A 16781-nucleotide genomic window follows, 5' to 3' on the forward strand; every position below is an offset into this window, starting at 1 on the left:
CCGTTTCGCGGCGGTGGCGGCGGTGAGCGGCGTGCTGCCCACGTTGCTGCTGATCCTGGCCGGGGTGCTGGTCGGCGGGGCGCTGTCCCTGCACCGGCAGGGGGCGCCCCGGGGCGCGGTGGTCGTCACCGGGCTGCTCGCGCTGCTGGCCACGGCCGCCGGCGTGCTCTGGCTGCTGCCCGGGGACGGATCGTGACGGCGCGGGTCCCCGGCGGATCGGGTTCCCCGGCGGGCCGGCGTCGGATCGTGGTGCTCGACTACGGCTCGGGCAACCTGCGCTCCGCCGAGCGGGCGCTGGCCGCCGCCGGAGCTGACGTGCAGGTCACCGGTGACCTTGCCGTCGCGGCCGACGCCGACGGTCTGGTGGTGCCCGGGGTGGGCGCGTTCGCCGCCTGCATGGCCGGCATCGAGGCGCTCGGCGCCGGACCGGTGGTCGCCGGGCGGGTCGCCGCCGGCCGGCCGGTGCTGGGCATCTGCGTGGGCATGCAGATCCTCTTCGAGTCCGGCGACGAGCACGGTGTGGTCACCAAGGGGCTGGGTCTGCTGCCGGGCAGCGTCACCCGGTTGGCCGCTGTCCGGTTGCCGCACATGGGCTGGAACACCGTGCAGGCGCCGGTGGGATCCGTGCTCTTCGCGGGCCTGCCCGTGGACAGCCGGTTCTACTTCGTCCACTCGTACGCCGTCGGCGACGCCGTCGCGCTGGCCGCCGCCGGGGCCGGGGTGACCACGGCCCACCACGACTGCGACTTCGTCGCGGCGGTGGAGCGAGGACCACTGTCGGCGGTCCAGTTCCATCCGGAGAAGTCCGCCGACACCGGCGCCGCCCTGCTGCGCAACTGGCTGAACACGGTGCCGGCCGGTGGCTGATCCGGTGGGCGACCCGCGCCGGAGGTCACGATGAGCAAGGAACGGGCCCAGCGCCGGGCGGTCCGTGAGGCGGAGGCTGCCCGTCGCCGGGTGCGGCGGGAACGCGCGCTGGCCCGGCGGACCCGGCGGAGGGCGCTGGTCCGCCGGCTGGTGCCGACGGTGCGCCGTGGTCGTACGGGGCGGCTGCCGAGGTACTCACGGCGGGAACGTGCCACCATCGTGGCGCTGACGTTGGCGGCGATCATCCTCATCTGGGTGCTCGTGCCCGACCTGGCCCTGCGCCTAGTGCTGATCGTGCTGTTGCTGCTCGTACTGCCGGTGATCGTGGTGATCGCCCTGGACCGCCGTTGACTACGTGAGAGGGAAAAAAGACACATGAGCCTCACCCTGTTGCCTGCCGTGGATGTCGCCGACGGCCAGGCCGTCCGGCTGGTGCAGGGCGCCGCGGGCAGCGAGACCACCTACGGTGACCCGCTGGAGGCCGCCCTGGCGTGGCAGCGTGACGGTGCCGAGTGGATCCACCTAGTCGACCTCGACGCCGCGTTCGGTCGCGGGTCCAACGCCGGGTTGCTCGCCGAACTGGTGCGCCGCCTCGACGTTCGGGTGGAGCTGTCCGGTGGCATCCGCGACGACGCGTCGCTGCGGGCCGCGCTCGCCACCGGTGCGGCGCGGGTGAACATCGGCACCGCCGCGCTGGAGAATCCGCAGTGGTGCGACCGGATCTGCGGCGAGTACGGTGACCGGGTGGCGATCGGGCTGGACGCGCGGGGCCGGACGCTGGCGGCGCGCGGATGGACCCGCGACGGTGGCGACCTGTTCGAGGTGCTGGAGCGGCTCGACAAGGCCGGAGCGTCGCGGTACGTGGTGACCGACATCACCAAGGACGGCACCATGCGCGGGCCGAACCTGGACCTGCTACGCGAGGTGTGTGCCCGCACCGACGCCCCAGTGATCGCCTCAGGCGGCGTCTCCACTCTCGATGACCTGCGCGCGCTGGCCGCGCTGGAGCCGACCGGGGTGGAAGGGGTGATCGCCGGCAAGGCGCTCTACGCGGGAGCGTTCACCGTGGCGCAGGCACTGGCGGTTCTCGCCCGACCCTGAGACCGTCCGACCGCATCGGAAAGGACACGTACGTGAGCGGCAACCGTGAGATCCATCTGGCCTCCCGCCCGCAGGGCTGGCCCACCGGGGACAACTTCCGGCTGGTCGCCAGTGAGGTGCCCGTACCCGGGCCGGGGCAGCTGGTGGTCCGCAACCAGTACATCTCGGTCGACCCGTACATGCGGGGGCGGATGAACGACGTGCGCTCCTACGTGCCGCCGTTCGCCCTCGACGCGCCGCTGGACGGCGGCGCGGTCGGCGAGGTGGTGGCTGGCGGATCCGACGGGATCGCCCCTGGTGACATCGTGCTGCACGCCCTCGGCTGGCGGGAGTACGCGCTGCTCGACGCGAAGGCTGCCCGGAAGGTCGAGCCGGGTCTCGCGCCGCTGACCGCGTACCTCGGAGTGCTGGGCATGACCGGGTTGACCGCGTACGCGGGGCTGCTGGAGGTGGCCGCGATGAAGCCGGGCGAGACGGTCTTCGTCTCGGGTGCCGCCGGCGCGGTGGGCAGCGTGGTCGGCCAGATCGCCAGGCTCAGGGGTGCCGGCCGGGTGATCGGCAGCGCCGGTTCGGCGGCCAAGGTCGAGCGGCTTCGCGCGCTCGGCTTCGACGCCGCCTTCGACTACCACGACGGTCCGGTCCGCGACCTGCTCGGCGCCGCCGCTCCCGGCGGGGTCGACGTCTACTTCGACAACGTCGGCGGCGAGCATCTGGAGGCGGCCATCTCGGCGATGAACCCGCACGGCCGCGCGGCTCTCTGCGGCATGATCGCGCACTACAACGACACTGAGCCGCCGGCGGCGCCACGCAACCTGGCGCAGGTCATCGGCAAGCGGCTGACCCTGCGTGGCCTTCTCGTCACCGACCACGGGGGCCTGCGGGAGCAGTTCGTGCGGGAGGTCTCCGGCTGGCTGCGCGAGGGTACCCTCAGCTACGACGAGACGATCGTCGACGGCCTGGAGAACGCCCCGGCGGCCTTCCTCGGCCTGCTGCGGGGCGAGAATCTGGGCAAGATGCTCGTGCGGGTGTGATCCACCGCGGCCGGTCCCGGTCCGGCCGCCGCCACCCGCCCAGCGTTAGGCTGAAGGCATGACGGTGGCGGTGCGGGTGATCCCCTGTCTCGACGTGGACGCGGGACGGGTGGTCAAGGGCGTCAACTTTCTCGAACTGCGGGACGCGGGCGACCCGGTGGAGTTGGCCGCGGCGTACGACCGGGCGGGCGCCGACGAGCTGACCTTCCTCGACGTCACCGCCTCCGCCAGCGATCGCGGCACGATGCTCGACGTGGTGCGGCGCACGGCGGAGTCGGTCTTCATCCCGCTGACCGTCGGCGGTGGTGTCCGCACGGTCGTGGACGTGGACGTCCTGCTGCGTGCCGGCGCCGACAAGGTCGGGGTGAACACGGCGGCGATCGCCCGGCCCGAGCTGGTGGCGGAGATCGCGGAGCGGTTCGGACGGCAGGTGCTGGTGCTCTCGCTGGACGTCCGCCGGGCGCCGGCCGGCACCACCGCGAGCGGGTTCGAGGTCACCACGCACGGCGGGCGGCGCGGCACCGGGCTGGACGCTGTTTCGTGGGCGCGGCGCGGGGCCGAGCTGGGTGCCGGGGAGATCCTGCTCAACTCGATGGACGCCGACGGCACCAAGGCCGGTTTCGACCTCGAACTCATCGACGCGGTGCGCCGGGTGGTCGACGTGCCGGTGGTGGCCAGCGGCGGCGCGGGCGAGGTGGCCCACTTTCCCCCGGCGATCGGCGCTGGCGCCGACGCCGTCCTCGCTGCCAGCGTCTTTCACTTCGGGGAGCTGACGGTGGGTCAGGTCAAGGATGTGCTGCGGGGCGCCGGTCACGCGGTGCGCTGACGCTCAGCCGCGGTCGGAGTGGCCCTCGGGGGGGCGGCGGGGCATCGGGATGGACCGCACCAGGTATTCCTGCACGGCAGCCGCGTGGTCGGCCTCGTCGAGGTGCCATTCCGCGGTGCCCGGCGTGGTCCGGCGGCTGAGCACTCCCTGGACGGTGTCGACGGTGGTGGCCAGTCCGGCGCTGGGCCGGGAACGCCAGAGGTGTTCCCCGTTGGGCGTGAGCCGGAACCATCCGTCGGTGACGTCGACCAGACCGGCACCGAGCAAGCGGCGGATCGCCTTCTCCACGTCGAGGCGTTCGGGAATGCTCCGGTCGAGGTGGTCGGCGGTGGAGAGCACGTCGGTGAGGCGTACCCCCTCGGGGCGGCGGGTGGTCGGTGACCGTCGATGGCGCCCGGCGCCGCTGGCGATCACCAACGAGACGAAGATCCATGCGTCGGTGCGACCCCAGGTGTTGTCCCCCATGCGGAGATTCTGCCGGGCGATCCGGCTTGACGAAACACCGCACGCCATACTGCCACTGCCGGTTACGAAACAATTTCGTAGAGTGGGGTGGGTGGCCGGATCTGGCGCGGCCCGGTGGACGGCACGGCGCTGCGTGCCGGTCAGTTGGCGGGCGCCGCCTCGATCCGTTCCGGGACGGCCGGCCCGGGGACGTCACAGCAGGGCAGGAACAGTTGGGCGAGCGGCCCGATGGTCAGCGCGTACGCGATAGTGCCGACACCGACCGTCCCGCCGAGCAGCGCACCCACGGCCAGCACGCCGATCTCTATGGCGGTGCGGACCAGGCGCAGCGACCGGCCGGGTCGGCGGGCGGTGAACCCGGTCATCAGCCCGTCGCGGGGGCCGGGTCCGAGCCGGGCACCCAGGTACAGGGCGGTGGCCGCGCCGTTGCCGACGATCCCGGACACCAGCAGGACGACGCGGCCGGCGAGCGGCCCGCCGGGTGCCAGCAGGGCCAGGGTGGCGTCGACCGCCAGGCCGATGACCACCACGTTGGCCACGGTGCCGATGCCCGGGCGTTGCCGCAGTGGAATCCAGGTGAGCAGGACCAGAGCCCCGACCGCGATCACCACGGTGCCCATGCTCAGGCCGGTCAACCGGGACAGCCCCTGATGCAACACGTCCCACGGGTTCAGGCCGAGCTCGGAGCGGATCATCAGCGCCATGCTGAACCCGTAGAGGAGGAGCCCGACGAACAGTTGGGTGAGCCGCCGAGCTGGCCGGTGTCGAATGTTGCCAATCAGTGCCACGCATGCCACCCTGAGGGGCCAATTGGCGATCGTACATAGCCAATACTGGAGGAGTGGCCATGGCCAGTCAGCTTCGCGGGGTCCAATTGGCCCGGCTGCTCGGGCAGTGGCATGCCCTGCCCGGCCGGCGACGCAGTCCCGACTACGCGGCGCTGGCCGGCACCGTCCGCGGTCTGCTCGCCGACGGGCGGTTGCCCCTGGGCGTACGCCTGCCCGCCGAGCGCGACCTCGCCGAGGCGCTGCGGATCAGCCGCACCACCGTCACCGCCGCGTACCGCGAACTGCGTGACAGCGGGCATCTTGCCAGCCGGCGGGGCGCGGGCAGCTGGACGATGCTGCCCGGTACGCACCGGGTGGCACCCAACGGGTTGTGGATCCCGCTGGACGACCAGGACATGCTCGACCTCGGGGTGGCCGCGCTGGCCGCCCCGCCCGAGCTGCTCCCGGCGGCCCGCGCCGCAGCCGAGGACCTGCCCCGGTATCTCGGCGGCGCCGGGTACCACCCGATCGGGATCATCGAGCTGCGGGAGGCGGTCGCCCAGCGCTACACCGAGCGGGGCCTTCCCACCTCGCCCGACCAGATCATGGTCACCAACGGCACCCAGCACGCGCTGGACCTGGTGCTGCGATTGGCGCTCTCGCCGGGCGGCGGGGTCCTGGTCGAGTCGCCGAGCTACCCGAACGCCCTCGCGGCACTCGCCGCCCGGCGGGCCCGGATCACCACCTACGGCCTGGCCGCCGACGCCACCGGGTGGGATGCGGACCTACTGCTGGGCACGCTGCGGCAGGTGCGTCCGCGGGTCGGTTACCTCATCCCCGACTTTCAGAACCCGACAGGGCACCTGATGCCGGCCGAGCTGCGCGAGCGGCTGGTGACCGCCGCACACGCCGTCGGCACCGACCTGGTGATCGACGAGTCCTTCGTCGACCTGCCGCTGGACGGGACCGAACTGCCGCCGCCGACCGCCAGCTTCGACCGGCACTCCCGGGTGGTCAGCATCGGCGGAATGAGCAAGCCGTTCTGGGGCGGCCTGCGGATCGGCTGGATCCGGGCCTCCGCACCGCAGGTGCAGCGGCTGGCCGCCGCGCGGGTGGGCGTCGACATGTCCAGCCCGGTGCTGGACCAGCTGGTCGCCGTGCACCTGCTGGACGTCGCGCCGGCCATCGTGGCCGCCCGGCACAGGCAGTTGGCCGTCCAGCGGGACGCGCTGCTCGGAGCGCTCGCCGCCCGGCTGCCACAGTGGCGGGTCATCGTCCCCCGAGGCGGCGTGACGCTCTGGGTCGAGCTGGACGGGCCGATCTCCAGCGCGTTGGCGCGGGCGGCCGAGGAAATCGGCGTACGCCTGGCCCCCGGCCCGCGGTTCGGCTTGGACGGCACGCTGGAACGCTTCCTGAGGCTGCCTTTCACGCTGCCGGCCACCGACCTGGTGGAGGCGGTCGGCCGGATCGCCGCCGTCCGCTACGACCTGGACCGGACCGGTGCCCCCCAATGGCGGGAACCCAGCGTCATCGCCTGACCCGCCTCGCCGATCTAGGGACAAAAGTCGCTCGTTGATCTCCGATGACGACGATAGGCCCTAGATCGGCGAAAGAGGCGACGGAAACCGGGTGTCAGACCTCGGCGACGGTGCCCGCGTACATCTTGTCGATCTCGGCGGAGAAGTTGCTCTCCACGCCACGGCGCTTGATCTTCAGCGACGGGGTGATCTCGCCGTCCTCGATGGTCAGGTCCCGCGGCAGGATGGTGACCTTCTTGATGGTTTCCCAGCGGTTCAACTTGCTGTTGAGCTGGGCGACGTACTCCTCGACCATGGCCTTTGCCTCCGGCGAGGCGACGATCTCGGTGTAGGAGCGACCCTCCATCGGGGTGCCGGCGGCCCAGCCGACGATGGCGTCCGGGTCCAGCGTCACCAGCATCGTGCAGAAGTTGCGCGCCTGGCCGACGACCACCGCCTGCGAGGTGTACGGGCAGGTTGCCTTGAACATGCCCTCGATGTACGACGGCGCGACGTACTTGCCGCCGGAGGTCTTGACCAGGTCCTTCTTCCGGTCCGTGATGCGCAGGTAACCGTCGTCGTCGAGGGTGCCGATGTCACCGGTGCGGAAGAAGCCGTCGTCGGAGAAGGCGGCATCGGTCTCCTCGGGCAGGTTGTGGTAGCCCCGCATCACCGGCCGGCCCTTGATCAGGATCTCGCCGTCGGTGTCGGTGCGGCACTCCAGGTCGCCCATCGCCTTGCCGACGGTGCCGATCCGCAGCCCGTCGGGCGGGTTGACGAAGTTGCCGGCGCTGCTCTCGGTCAGCCCGTAGCCCTCGGAGATCGGCAGGTTCGCCGCGGCGAAGAAGGTGGCGATCTCCGGGCTGAGCGGGGCGGCTCCGGACACCAGTACCCGGATGCGACCGCCGAGTCGGGCCTGCAACTTGCTGAAGACCAGCTTCTCGGCCACGGTGTACTTGAGCTTCAGCCCACCGGGGACCGGCTTGCCGGCCTGCTCCAGGGCGACCTTTTCCTTGCCGACGCCCACGGCCCAGGCGAAGATCTTCGCCTTTGCGCCGCCGGCGTCCTGCGCGGTGGTCACGGACTTGTTGTAGACCTTCTCGAAGACCCGGGGTGCGCCGCACATCAGTGTCGGACGCACCACCGAGAGCAGCTCGACCAGCTTGTCGACCCGGCCGTCCACGTACGTCGGCATTCCGACGTGGGTGGCGCCACAGAGCAGCGTCTTGCCGAACGAGTGGGACAGCGGCAGCCAGAGGTACTGCAGGTCGTCGTCGCGCAGCAGGCCCACCGCCTCCTGCGCCACGCCCTCCCAGCACCAGCCGCCGTGCAGCAGCTCGACGCCCTTGGGTCGGCCGGTGGTGCCGGAGGTGTAGATCAGGGTCGCCAGGTGGTCCGGGTCGATCTCCGCGACCAGGCGGTCGACCAGGTCGGGGTCCTCGGTCAGCCGTTGGGCGCCCTGCTCCTCCAGTTGGGCGAGGGTCACCTGGGGCACTGCCGCCGACGGGTCGGGGTCACCGTCGATGAGGACCACGTGGGTCAGTGCGGGCAGGTCGGCGCCGGCTATCTTCGCCGCCTGCTCCGGGTCCTCCGCGAAGAGCACCTTCGAGCCCGAGTCGGCGATGATGTAGATGGCGTCGTCGGGCTCGGTGGTCGGGTAGACAGTGGTGGTGGCGCCGCTGGCGCACATGATGCCGAAGTCGGCGATCACCCATTCGAGTCGGGTGTTCGCCAGGATCGCGACCGGATCCTCCTGGCCGACACCGAGGCCGTGCAGGCCGGCGGCGACCGCCTTGGCCCGTTGGGCGACCTGTTCCCAGGTCAGCCATACCGGCCCGGTCGGGCCGGGGTGGGCGAAAGCGTGGCGGTCGGGGGTCGCCGCCACACGCTTGAGGAACATGTCAGGAATGGAACGGTACGGTACATCGAGAGTCATCGCTGTAGCCGCCTTCGGGGTGGAGGCGTGACGGGCGTCACGGTCGGTATTCGTTACCGAAGGGTATTGCCTGCGCCGGGCATCGGCTAGTGCTGACGATCATCCGCGCTCCCGGTCCTGGCTGGTGGACCTGGCGTCTCACGCATAGCGCGCCGCCGCCCGTGACCAGTCGTAGGTGGCTCGTATCCAATTGCGTCGGGTCTCCAGTGCCCGTCGGACCGCCCCGCCGTGGTTGGACAGCAGTTCGTGCTCGGCGTTCAGGTACGCCACGATCCGGTCGTTGAACCGGTCGGCGGCGGTCCGCAACGCCAACGACTCGTCGCCGGTCTCCCGGATCAGCACCGTGACCAGGTTGTGCGCGTCCGGCCCGCCTTGTTGCTCCTTGTCGTAGGAGAAGACATCGTTGCACCAGCAGATCAGGTCGGCGGAAATCGACTCCAGAGCGGCCCAGTTGGGGTCAGCCCGCCGGATGGCTGGTGGGAAACCGTTCAGGGCAAGGTCGGTCAGGGTGAGACTGGGGTACACGGCGCCGGTGTGCCGGCGCATCTGGATGTACTCGTCGACCGGCGGAACCCGCCCGTGTTCCCGGTTGGCCGCCTCCCAGAGCAGCGCGAGCAGGTACTGGCGCATCGCGGCGACGAAGCGCAGCAGCACGGCCGGGCGTCGGTGGGCGCGGACCCGCCGGCACAGGTCAGCCAGTCCGAGACCCAGCGGCCCGGCCGCGCCGGCCGGTACCGGACCCGGCCCGCCGTGCCGGTCCAGCACGTCCAGCAGGGCGGCCACGGCCGGCGCTAGACGGGTCGGGTCGGTGCCCAGGCCGTCCTCGTCGCAGGTGTCATCCATGACGAACAGCCACGAGATCAGATCGGTCAGCAATCGTAGCCGCTCCAGGGGCGCCTGCGGGCACGCCCGACCGGCGAGCCCGGCGGCGTCGGCCCGGTGTAGCCGCTGCCCGTTACTGATCAGGCCCAGGTGCTTCGCCCAGTCCGTGCTCTCCTGGGCCACCAGATCCGTGCCGTCATGCCGAGCGCCGGAGAACGGTGGCTCTCGCAGGGCCGAGACCGCAAAGCTTCGCATCGCGCTCCCTGTCGCGCCGCCCCCCCACGAGGCGGCGCGGACAGCGTAAGGGAGCACTCATGTTGGGTGACGATCAGGTGAGTAACGTTTCGGATTCTGCCGTGACCGCTCCCGCACAGAGGGTTAGAAGCCCAGCCTGGCGCCGCGCAGTCGATCCACCAGCTCCGGAGCGCCGTCGAGCTGCACCCGGGCGACCCGCTGCCGGCCGGAGAGGAACAGGGCCAGTTCGCCTGGCGTACCGACCAGTCGCAGCGGCTCACCGCCGCGGCCGGTGGCCAGCTCGCCCTGCCCGGGCGCCTGGACGAGCAGGTGGGCGGGGAAGCGGCGCAGGGCCAGTCTGGCCAGAGCGGAGGTACGCCGCCACAGCGCCCTGTCCAGCCCGGTCGGTAGCTCGCGCGGACGCCACCCCGCCTGGGCGCGGCGCACATCCTCGTGGTGGATGAAGAACTCCAAATTGTTGGCCAGCTCGTCGACCAGCGGGTTGCTCACCGGGCTCCATACTGGCGGCCGCCGCACCTGGTCGAGCAGCTCGGGCCAGTCGAGCGCGGCGATCTCGCACCGGACCCGCTCGGCGTACCCGCGCAGCGGCGCGACCACGATGCCCGCCCCGGCGTCCGGACGCCGTTCCCTGACGACCAGGTGGGCAGCGAGATCACGGGTGGTCCAGCCCTCGTTGACGGTGGGGGCGTCCGGTCCCAGGGTGGACATCAGCTCGGCGAGCGCCTCGCGCTCCGATCGGGCGTACCGCGGCATGACAATGATCGTAGGCCGGGGCGCGGCGGGTCGCCGCCCAGATGTGGCGTCACCCCGGCCGAAGGCCGGGGGTGACGTCGGACATAGCGCCGTGGGTCGGCGGACCGGGCGCGCAGCGGTAAGGATGAGGGAGGATCGGCGGCTTACGGCGGGGGAGAATGTGGCGAGTGGGACTAGTCGGGAAGTGCTCAGCCGCGGACTGAGCGTCCTGGGACGGGCTATCCGGGAACAGCCGAGGATCTTCGCGGTCGCGGTCTCCGGAAGCGTGCTGTTCGGCCTGATGGTGGTCGCCAGCGCGTTCGTGGTCGGCGGGGTGGTCGGCGACGTGGTGGTCCCGGCGGTGGAGACCGGCTCGGTGGGGCTGGGCGCGCTGGCCCTGGCCGCCGCCCTGCTGCTCGGGCTGAGCGTGATGCGGGTGGTCGGGATCGTCGGTCGCCGGCTCGGCGCAGGCTACATGCAGTACCGGCTCCAGGCCGCCTACCGCCGCCGGGTCACCCGCCGCTACCTGGAACTGCCGCTGTCCTGGCACCACCGCAACGCCACCGGCACGTTGCTGTCCAACGCCAACTCCGACGTCGAGGCCGCCTGGAATCCGATCGCCCCGTTGCCCTTCGCGGTCGGCACGCTGGTGATGCTGGTCGGCGCGGTGGTATCGCTGTTCGCCGTCGATTGGGCGCTGGCGCTGGTCGGGCTGACCGTCTTCCCGGCGCTGTTCGCGCTGAACGTCGCGTACTCCCGCCGGATGGCGCCGCGTCAGGCGCGTGCGCAGCGGCTGCGGGCAGAGGTCAGCGGCATCGCCCACGAGAGCTTCGATGGCGCACTGGTGGTCAAGACGATGGGCCGGGAGGCTCAGGAGACGGCCCGTTTCGCATCCCACGCCGGCCAGTTGCGCGACGCGCTGATCTCCGTCGGCCGGCTGCGCGGCATCTTCGACCCGATGTTGGAGACACTGCCCAGCCTCGGCACCCTCGCCGTACTGGTGGTCGGCGCGTACCGCCTGCGGCAGGGTGCCATCGAGGTGTCCGAGCTGATCAGTGTCGCTTTCCTGTTCACCGTGCTGGCCTTCCCGGTACGGGCCATCGGCTGGGTGCTGGCCGAGCTGCCGCGCAGCGTCGCCGGCTGGGACCGGGTCCGCCGGGTGCTCGACGCCACCGGCGAGATGCCGTACGGCGACACCCGGCTGGATTCGGCCGGTGGGCCCGCCACGCTCAGCTTCACCGACGTCGGGTTCGCCTACGATCCGGCCGAGGCGCACCTGTCCGGTGCCGAGGTGCTCGGCGAGGTCACCTTCAGCGTCGGAGCCGGGAGGATCGTCGCTCTGGTGGGGCCGACCGGTGCCGGCAAGTCCACAATCGCGACGCTGGCGGTGCGGCTGGTGGATCCGCGCTCCGGCACGGTCGGCCTCGACGGTGTGGACGTGCGCGAGCTGGCCGCGGACTCGTTGGCGGGCACCGCCGCGCTGGTGGCGCAGGTGCCGTTCGTCTTCGACGACACCGTCCGGGCCAACGTCTCGCTGGACCGTCCGGGCATCGACGACGAGGCAGTCTGGGCCGCGTTGCGCCTGGCCGAGGCCGACGGGTTCGTCGCCGCCCTGCCCGCCGGCCTGGACACCATGGTCGGTGAGCGGGGCACCTCGCTTTCCGGAGGTCAACGGCAGCGGCTCACCCTCGCCCGGGCGCTGGCCGGGCGGCCTCGCCTGCTGGTGCTCGACGACGCGACCAGCGCGGTCGACCCCCGGGTGGAGGCCGCCATTCTGGCCGGGCTGCGCTCGTCCGCGACCGGTGGGCCGGCCGCGTCGATCCTGGTGGTGGCCTACCGCCGGGCCACCATCGCCCTCGCCGACGAGGTCATCTACCTGGAGCACGGGCGGGTCGTGGCCCGGGGCACCCACGCAGCACTGTTGGCCACCGTGCCCGGCTACACCAACCTGGTCACCGCCTACGAGCAGGCCGAGGTCGACCCCGAGCGGCAGCGCACGTACGACGAGGTCACCCCACTGATCTCCCCCCTGGAGGTGGACCGGTGAGCGCGAGGCCGATGACTGATGTTGCGCCGGAGCCGCCCGAGTCGACCTGGCGGACGTTGCGCCGTGGCCTGTCGCTCTCTCCCGAGCTGCGGGTGGGGCTGGCCGCCACGCTGGGCCTGGCGTTGGTCTACATGGTCGGCCGGGTGGCGGTGCCGGTGGCAGTGCAGCAGGGCATCGACCGGGGCATCGCCGACGGGCTCGACCTGGACGCGTTGTTCGTGGTGGTGTCGGTCACCGCCGGTGTGCTGGTGGTGACCACGCTCTGCGGCTATCTGATGATGCGCCGGCTGTTCACGGTCAGTGAGACGGCGTTGGCCGGGGTTCGGGTACGGGCCTTCCGGCACGTGCACGACCTGTCGATGCTGCACCAGCAGTCGGAGCGGCGGGGCTCGCTGGTCTCCCGGGTCACCAGCGACGTCGACCAGATCACCCAGTTCCTCCAGTGGGGCGGGGTGATCCTGCTGGTCAACCTCGGGCAGCTTGTCGTCACCACCGCCGTGATGCTGGCGTACTCCTGGCAGCTGACCCTGGTGGTCTTCGCCGCCTTCGTGCCGGCGGTTCTGGTGATCCGGGTGTTGCAACGACGGCTGGCCGCGGCCTACGGGGTGGTCCGGCAGCGTACCGGCGCGTTGCTGGCTGCGGTCGGTGAGAGCGTGGTCGGGGCGCCGGTGATCCGGGCGTACGGCATCGCGGGGCGGACCTCCCGGCGGCTTGACGAGGCGATCGACGGCCAGCGGCGGGCTCAGCAGAGGGCGATCCGGATCAGCATCTTCGGCAGTTCCGTCGGTGAGCTGGCCGCCGGGATGGCCTTGGCCGGTGTGGTGGTGCTCGGGGTTTTCCTCGGCGCCGACCGGACGTTGAGCATCGGTGAGGTCACCGCGTTCCTCTTCCTGGTCACGCTCTTCATCCAGCCGGTGCAGATCGCGACGGAGGTGCTCAACGAGGCGCAGAACGCGATCGCGGGCTGGCGTCGGGTGCTGGACGTGTTGGACGTGGCCCCGGATGTGGCCGACCCGGGCCAGAGCGGCCGCGACCTGCCCGCCGGTCCGCTGGACATTCGCTTCGCGAAGGTGCGTTTCGCCTATCCCGACTCACCGACCGTTCTGCACGACGTGAGTTTGGAGATTCCCGCGAAGAGCCGGGTGGCCGTGGTCGGTGAGACGGGCAGCGGCAAGACCACCTTCGCCAAGCTGCTCACCCGGCTGATGGACCCGACGGCGGGGGCGGTGCTGCTGTCCGGGGTGCCGCTGACCGATGTCCGCTTCGACTCGCTGCGTTCCCGGGTGGTGATGGTCCCGCAAGACGGCTTCCTGTTCGACGCCACGGTCGCCGACAACGTCCGTTTCGCCCGTCCGGAGCTGACTGACGAGCAGCTCACCGCCGCCTTCACCGAGCTGGGTCTGGCCGACTGGCTGGACGGGTTGCCCGCCGGGTTGGCCACCGGTGTGGGGGAGCGAGGCGAGGCGTTGAGCGTGGGGGAGCGCCAGTTGGTCGCGTTGGCCCGGGCGTACGTGGCCGATCCGGACCTGCTGGTGCTGGACGAGGCGACCAGCGCTGTCGATCCGGCGACCGAGGTGCGGCTGCAGCGGACCCTGGACGCGGTGACGCGGGGCCGGACGACGCTGGCCATCGCGCACCGGCTGTCGACCGCGCAGGGCGCCGACGAGGTGATCGTGGTGGATCGGGGCCGGATAGTGCAGCGGGGCCCGCACGACGAGTTGGTCCGTGACCCGGATTCGGTGTACGGGCTGCTCTACGCCTCCTGGTTGGAGCAGACCCGGTAGCCGGGGCCGAACTGTTCACCGGGGCAGCTCGCCGGTGAGGTAGCGCTGGACTGTCGGGCCGACCGTGGCGACCAGGGTCTCCGGCGGGGCTGAGGCGACGGGTTCCAGGCGGATCACGTGCCGCATCACGCCGAGCCCGATCAGCTGGCTGGCCACCAGTGCCCCGCGCAGCGGCAGCTCGGCCGGGTCGACGTCGAGATGGTCGAGGACCCGCCGCAACACCTGGGTGGTCAGGAACTCGCGGAGCATCCGGGCGGTCCACTCGTTGCTCACCGCCGAGCGCAGCAGAGCCACCCCGGCGGTGCCGGCCGGCGAGTCCCACACCGAGAGGAACATGCGGACCAGCCGTTCGCCGAGCCCGTCCTGGTCACCGGCGAGCACCGTCGGCAGCAGTTCCCCGGGGTCGACCGGCGCCCGCATGGCGGCCAGGAAGAGCTGGTCCTTGCTGCCGTAGTAGTGGTGCACCAGGGCGGGATCCACCTCGGCGGCGCCGGCGATGGTCCGGATCGTGCTGGCGTCGAAGCCGCGTTGCGCGAACACGGTCCGGGCCGCGTCGAGGATCGCCTCCCGCGTCCCGGGGTTGCCGGGCCGCCGCCCGGTTCGCCGTACCATCGCGCTGCCCCGGTCAGCCGCTACGTCGGCGAAGGGTGGCCGCGGCGAGGACCAGCGCCAGCACCGCCGCGCCTGCGACGACCGCCACGTCGCGCCACATCGTGCCGGTCGGTTCGGCGTGCGCGCCGACCTCCTGGAGGGCCTCGACGGCGTACGACAGTGGCAGTACGTCGCTGATCGCCTGCAACCAGCCGGCCATCTCGTCGCGTGGCACGAACAGGCCGCAGAGCAGCAGCTGCGGGGCGACCACGACCGGCATGAACTGGACGGCTTGGAACTCCGTGCGGGCGAAGGCGCTGCAGAGCAGCCCGAGCGCGACCGCGAGCACCGCGTTCAGCGCGGCCATCATGATCACCAGGCCGGAGCCTCCGGCGGTGTCCAGATCGAAGATCCAGTACGCCACGGCCGAGGCGACGGTGGCCTGCGCGGCGCCGGCCAGCCCGAAGGCGATGCCGTAGCCGAAGAGCAAGTCGGTCTTGCCCAGCGGGGTGGTGAGCAGCCGTTCCAGCGTGCCGGTGGTCCGTTCGCGGAGCATGGCGATGCTGGTCACCAGGAACATGATGATGAACGGGAAGAAGCCGAGCATCACAAGTGCGATCTGGTCGAAGCTGGACGGCTGCCCCGGCGGGGCGGGCTGGTCGGCGTACATGTAGTAGACGAGGGTGAGTAGCACGGTGGGCACGACCGCCAGCAGCGCCACGGTCCGTCGGTCGTGGCGCAGCTGGCGCAGGATGCGCACGACGGTGGTGGACAGGATCCGTGGGTTCATGACGCCTCCCCGGCCCGGCCGGCCTCGCTCGCCCGGATCAGTCGTAGGAACGCCGCGTCGAGATCGTCCGTCCCCGTGGTGGACCGGACCCCGTCCGGCGTGTCGTCGGCGATCAGCCGCCCGTCGCGGATGAGCAGCAGTCGGTCGCAGCGGGCCGCCTCGTCCATCACATGGCTCGACACCAGCAGCGTCGTCCCGGCGGCTGCCAGCTCGTGGAAGCGGGACCAGAGGTCGGCCCGCAGCACCGGATCCTGGCCGACGGTGGGCTCGTCGAGCACGATCAGCTCCGGCTCGCCGACCAGTGCGCAGGCCAGCGACGCCCGGCTGCGTTGTCCGCCGGACAGGGTGCCCACCAACTGGTTCGTCGCTGCCGCCAGCCCGACGTCGGCCACCGCCCGGTCGGCCGCGGCCCGGCCGCGTCCGTGCAGGGCTGCGAAGTAGCGGGCGTTCTCCCGCACCGTCAGGTCTGCGTAGACGCTCGGTGCCTGGGTCAGGTAGCCGACCTGGTGGCGTAGTTGGCCCGAGCCGGCAGGAACGCCCAGCACGGTCACCGTGCCGGAGGTGATCACCTGAACCCCGACGACCGCGCGCATCAGGGTGGTCTTGCCGCTGCCGCTCGGCCCGAGCAGGCCGGTGACCGAGCCGCGCGGGACCGCAGCGTCGATCCCGGCCAGCACCCGCCGCCCGCCCCGGTCGACGACCAGTCCGCGGAGGGCGATCGCGTCGTCCATCGCCTGCCTCCCATAACTCATCCTGTGTTGAAATCAACGGTAGTTGAAATCTGGTCGAGGTGGCAAGACCTCCCGGGTCGCGCGTGCCGGGTCGGTGCTGGGAGCCTGACGGGATGGACATCGGTACGCGGGAGGCGACCTGCACCGTCGGTGAGGCGGCCCAGCGGGTCGGCCTGAGCACCCACACGCTGCGCTGGTACGAGCAGGAGGGGCTGGTCGAGCCGGTGGGCCGGGATTCGGCCGGACGGCGTCGCTACACTCCGCGGGACGTCGACTGGCTGCTGCTGCTCACCCGGCTGCGACGCACCGGCATGCCGGTGCGGGACATGCGCCGCTACGTCGAGCTGGCTCGGCAGGGTGACGGCACGCTCGGTGCCCGGCGCGGGCTGTTCGAGGAGCACCGGTTGCGGGTGCTGGCGCAGATGGCCGAGCTGGAGGAGGACCTCAAGGTGCTCGACTTCAAGATCGACCACTACCGCAGGGCGGAGCAGGGCGAGTTCGACTGACGGCCCGGACGAG

At 71.6% G+C, this 16781-nt stretch carries 18 protein-coding genes; 10 read left to right on the forward strand and 8 right to left on the reverse strand.

What is annotated here, in order from left to right:
• The first annotated feature begins 22 nt into the window (after positions 1 to 22).
• From ACFHWY_RS08570 to hisF, 6 genes are read left to right on the forward strand one after another with little or no spacing between them, the layout of a single operon-like run.
• Positions 23 to 196, forward strand: coding sequence for a hypothetical protein (locus ACFHWY_RS08570; RefSeq protein WP_416579578.1), 174 nt, complete (start codon positions 23 to 25; stop codon positions 194 to 196).
• On the forward strand, positions 193 to 867 hold the full coding sequence (hisH, locus tag ACFHWY_RS08575; protein WP_416579579.1) for an imidazole glycerol phosphate synthase subunit HisH: 675 nt from the start codon (positions 193 to 195) through the stop codon (positions 865 to 867). Before ACFHWY_RS08570 ends, hisH begins: the two co-directional genes overlap by 4 nt.
• Before the next feature lie 30 nt (positions 868 to 897).
• Positions 898 to 1218: a hypothetical protein gene (locus ACFHWY_RS08580; protein WP_416579580.1), complete on the forward strand. Its 321-nt coding sequence runs from the start codon at positions 898 to 900 to the stop codon at positions 1216 to 1218.
• A gap of 24 nt (positions 1219 to 1242) precedes the next feature.
• Positions 1243 to 1968 (forward strand): bifunctional 1-(5-phosphoribosyl)-5-((5-phosphoribosylamino)methylideneamino)imidazole-4-carboxamide isomerase/phosphoribosylanthranilate isomerase PriA, encoded by a 726-nt coding sequence (gene priA / locus ACFHWY_RS08585; protein WP_416579581.1) that lies wholly within the window; start codon positions 1243 to 1245, stop codon positions 1966 to 1968.
• Between the two features lie 32 nt (positions 1969 to 2000).
• On the forward strand, positions 2001 to 2999 hold the full coding sequence (locus ACFHWY_RS08590) for an NADP-dependent oxidoreductase (RefSeq protein ID WP_416579582.1): 999 nt from the start codon (positions 2001 to 2003) through the stop codon (positions 2997 to 2999).
• Between the two features lie 58 nt (positions 3000 to 3057).
• Positions 3058 to 3825, forward strand: a complete 768-nt coding sequence (gene hisF, locus ACFHWY_RS08595) for an imidazole glycerol phosphate synthase subunit HisF (protein ID WP_416579583.1) — start codon at positions 3058 to 3060, stop codon at positions 3823 to 3825.
• 3 nt (positions 3826 to 3828) lie between these two features.
• Here hisF and ACFHWY_RS08600 read toward each other — a convergent pair whose 3' ends face one another.
• Together ACFHWY_RS08600 and ACFHWY_RS08605 are read right to left on the reverse strand one after the other, a co-directional pair.
• Complete coding sequence (locus ACFHWY_RS08600) at positions 3829 to 4290, reverse strand: hypothetical protein (RefSeq protein WP_416579584.1); 462 nt, start codon at positions 4288 to 4290, stop codon at positions 3829 to 3831.
• A gap of 140 nt (positions 4291 to 4430) precedes the next feature.
• Complete coding sequence (locus ACFHWY_RS08605; protein WP_416579585.1) at positions 4431 to 5078, reverse strand: YczE/YyaS/YitT family protein; 648 nt, start codon at positions 5076 to 5078, stop codon at positions 4431 to 4433.
• A 59-nt stretch (positions 5079 to 5137) separates the two neighbouring features.
• On the opposite strand from ACFHWY_RS08605, the gene ACFHWY_RS08610 reads away from it, so the two are divergent.
• Positions 5138 to 6595, forward strand: a complete 1458-nt coding sequence (locus ACFHWY_RS08610; protein WP_416579586.1) for a PLP-dependent aminotransferase family protein — start codon at positions 5138 to 5140, stop codon at positions 6593 to 6595.
• A gap of 94 nt (positions 6596 to 6689) precedes the next feature.
• Here ACFHWY_RS08610 and ACFHWY_RS08615 read toward each other — a convergent pair whose 3' ends face one another.
• The 3 genes from ACFHWY_RS08615 to ACFHWY_RS08625 all read right to left on the reverse strand — a co-directional run bounded on the left by ACFHWY_RS08615 (position 6690) and on the right by ACFHWY_RS08625 (position 10340).
• Entirely contained in the window at positions 6690 to 8510 is a 1821-nt protein-coding gene (locus ACFHWY_RS08615; protein ID WP_416579587.1) for an AMP-dependent synthetase/ligase, read from the reverse strand.
• Positions 8511 to 8648: 138 nt separating this feature from the next.
• A complete protein-coding gene (locus ACFHWY_RS08620) occupies positions 8649 to 9587 on the reverse strand; it encodes a terpene synthase family protein (RefSeq protein WP_416579588.1) in 939 nt (312 codons plus the stop codon).
• Positions 9588 to 9710: 123 nt separating this feature from the next.
• The gene (locus ACFHWY_RS08625) at positions 9711 to 10340 is read right to left on the reverse strand and encodes a TIGR03085 family metal-binding protein (protein ID WP_416579589.1); all 630 of its coding nucleotides are present in this window, start codon (positions 10338 to 10340) and stop codon (positions 9711 to 9713) included.
• A gap of 184 nt (positions 10341 to 10524) precedes the next feature.
• On the opposite strand from ACFHWY_RS08625, the gene ACFHWY_RS08630 reads away from it, so the two are divergent.
• Both ACFHWY_RS08630 and ACFHWY_RS08635 read left to right on the forward strand, forming a co-directional pair.
• Positions 10525 to 12366 carry an ABC transporter ATP-binding protein gene (locus ACFHWY_RS08630; protein ID WP_416579590.1) on the forward strand — a complete coding sequence of 614 codons (1842 nt, stop codon included), beginning with the start codon at positions 10525 to 10527 and terminating at the stop codon, positions 12364 to 12366.
• A gap of 11 nt (positions 12367 to 12377) precedes the next feature.
• On the forward strand, positions 12378 to 14150 hold the full coding sequence (locus tag ACFHWY_RS08635) for an ABC transporter ATP-binding protein (protein WP_416579591.1): 1773 nt from the start codon (positions 12378 to 12380) through the stop codon (positions 14148 to 14150).
• 15 nt (positions 14151 to 14165) lie between these two features.
• Here ACFHWY_RS08635 and ACFHWY_RS08640 read toward each other — a convergent pair whose 3' ends face one another.
• The 3 genes from ACFHWY_RS08640 to ACFHWY_RS08650 are packed head-to-tail and all read right to left on the reverse strand — an operon-like array spanning position 14166 to position 16262.
• Positions 14166 to 14762 carry a TetR family transcriptional regulator gene (locus ACFHWY_RS08640; protein WP_416579592.1) on the reverse strand — a complete coding sequence of 199 codons (597 nt, stop codon included), beginning with the start codon at positions 14760 to 14762 and terminating at the stop codon, positions 14166 to 14168.
• Between the two features lie 13 nt (positions 14763 to 14775).
• Positions 14776 to 15531 carry an ABC transporter permease gene (locus ACFHWY_RS08645; RefSeq protein ID WP_416579593.1) on the reverse strand — a complete coding sequence of 252 codons (756 nt, stop codon included), beginning with the start codon at positions 15529 to 15531 and terminating at the stop codon, positions 14776 to 14778.
• On the reverse strand, positions 15528 to 16262 hold the full coding sequence (locus ACFHWY_RS08650) for an ABC transporter ATP-binding protein (protein ID WP_416579594.1): 735 nt from the start codon (positions 16260 to 16262) through the stop codon (positions 15528 to 15530). The genes ACFHWY_RS08645 and ACFHWY_RS08650 overlap by 4 nt, the downstream gene beginning before the upstream one ends.
• 113 nt (positions 16263 to 16375) lie before the next feature.
• On the opposite strand from ACFHWY_RS08650, the gene ACFHWY_RS08655 reads away from it, so the two are divergent.
• Entirely contained in the window at positions 16376 to 16768 is a 393-nt protein-coding gene (locus tag ACFHWY_RS08655; protein ID WP_416579595.1) for a MerR family transcriptional regulator, read from the forward strand.
• The last annotated feature ends 13 nt before the right edge of the window (positions 16769 to 16781 follow it).

Origin of the sequence: Micromonospora sp. LOL_024, assembly GCF_048060415.1 — a bacterium.
GTDB lineage: Bacteria > Actinomycetota > Actinomycetes > Mycobacteriales > Micromonosporaceae > Micromonospora.

Coding starts and splice junctions, on each gene's coding strand:
- ACFHWY_RS08600 (WP_416579584.1), bottom strand. CDS start 4,290: ATGGGGGACAACACCTGGGGTCGCACCGACGCATGGATCTTCGTCTCG.
- ACFHWY_RS08655 (WP_416579595.1), top strand. CDS start 16,376: ATGGACATCGGTACGCGGGAGGCGACCTGCACCGTCGGTGAGGCGGCC.
- ACFHWY_RS08615 (WP_416579587.1), bottom strand. CDS start 8,510: ATGACTCTCGATGTACCGTACCGTTCCATTCCTGACATGTTCCTCAAG.
- ACFHWY_RS08645 (WP_416579593.1), bottom strand. CDS start 15,531: ATGAACCCACGGATCCTGTCCACCACCGTCGTGCGCATCCTGCGCCAG.
- ACFHWY_RS08610 (WP_416579586.1), top strand. CDS start 5,138: ATGGCCAGTCAGCTTCGCGGGGTCCAATTGGCCCGGCTGCTCGGGCAG.
- hisF (WP_416579583.1), top strand. CDS start 3,058: ATGACGGTGGCGGTGCGGGTGATCCCCTGTCTCGACGTGGACGCGGGA.
- ACFHWY_RS08625 (WP_416579589.1), bottom strand. CDS start 10,340: ATGCCGCGGTACGCCCGATCGGAGCGCGAGGCGCTCGCCGAGCTGATG.
- ACFHWY_RS08635 (WP_416579591.1), top strand. CDS start 12,378: ATGACTGATGTTGCGCCGGAGCCGCCCGAGTCGACCTGGCGGACGTTG.
- ACFHWY_RS08580 (WP_416579580.1), top strand. CDS start 898: ATGAGCAAGGAACGGGCCCAGCGCCGGGCGGTCCGTGAGGCGGAGGCT.
- priA (WP_416579581.1), top strand. CDS start 1,243: ATGAGCCTCACCCTGTTGCCTGCCGTGGATGTCGCCGACGGCCAGGCC.
- ACFHWY_RS08650 (WP_416579594.1), bottom strand. CDS start 16,262: ATGGACGACGCGATCGCCCTCCGCGGACTGGTCGTCGACCGGGGCGGG.
- ACFHWY_RS08640 (WP_416579592.1), bottom strand. CDS start 14,762: ATGGTACGGCGAACCGGGCGGCGGCCCGGCAACCCCGGGACGCGGGAG.
- ACFHWY_RS08620 (WP_416579588.1), bottom strand. CDS start 9,587: ATGCGAAGCTTTGCGGTCTCGGCCCTGCGAGAGCCACCGTTCTCCGGC.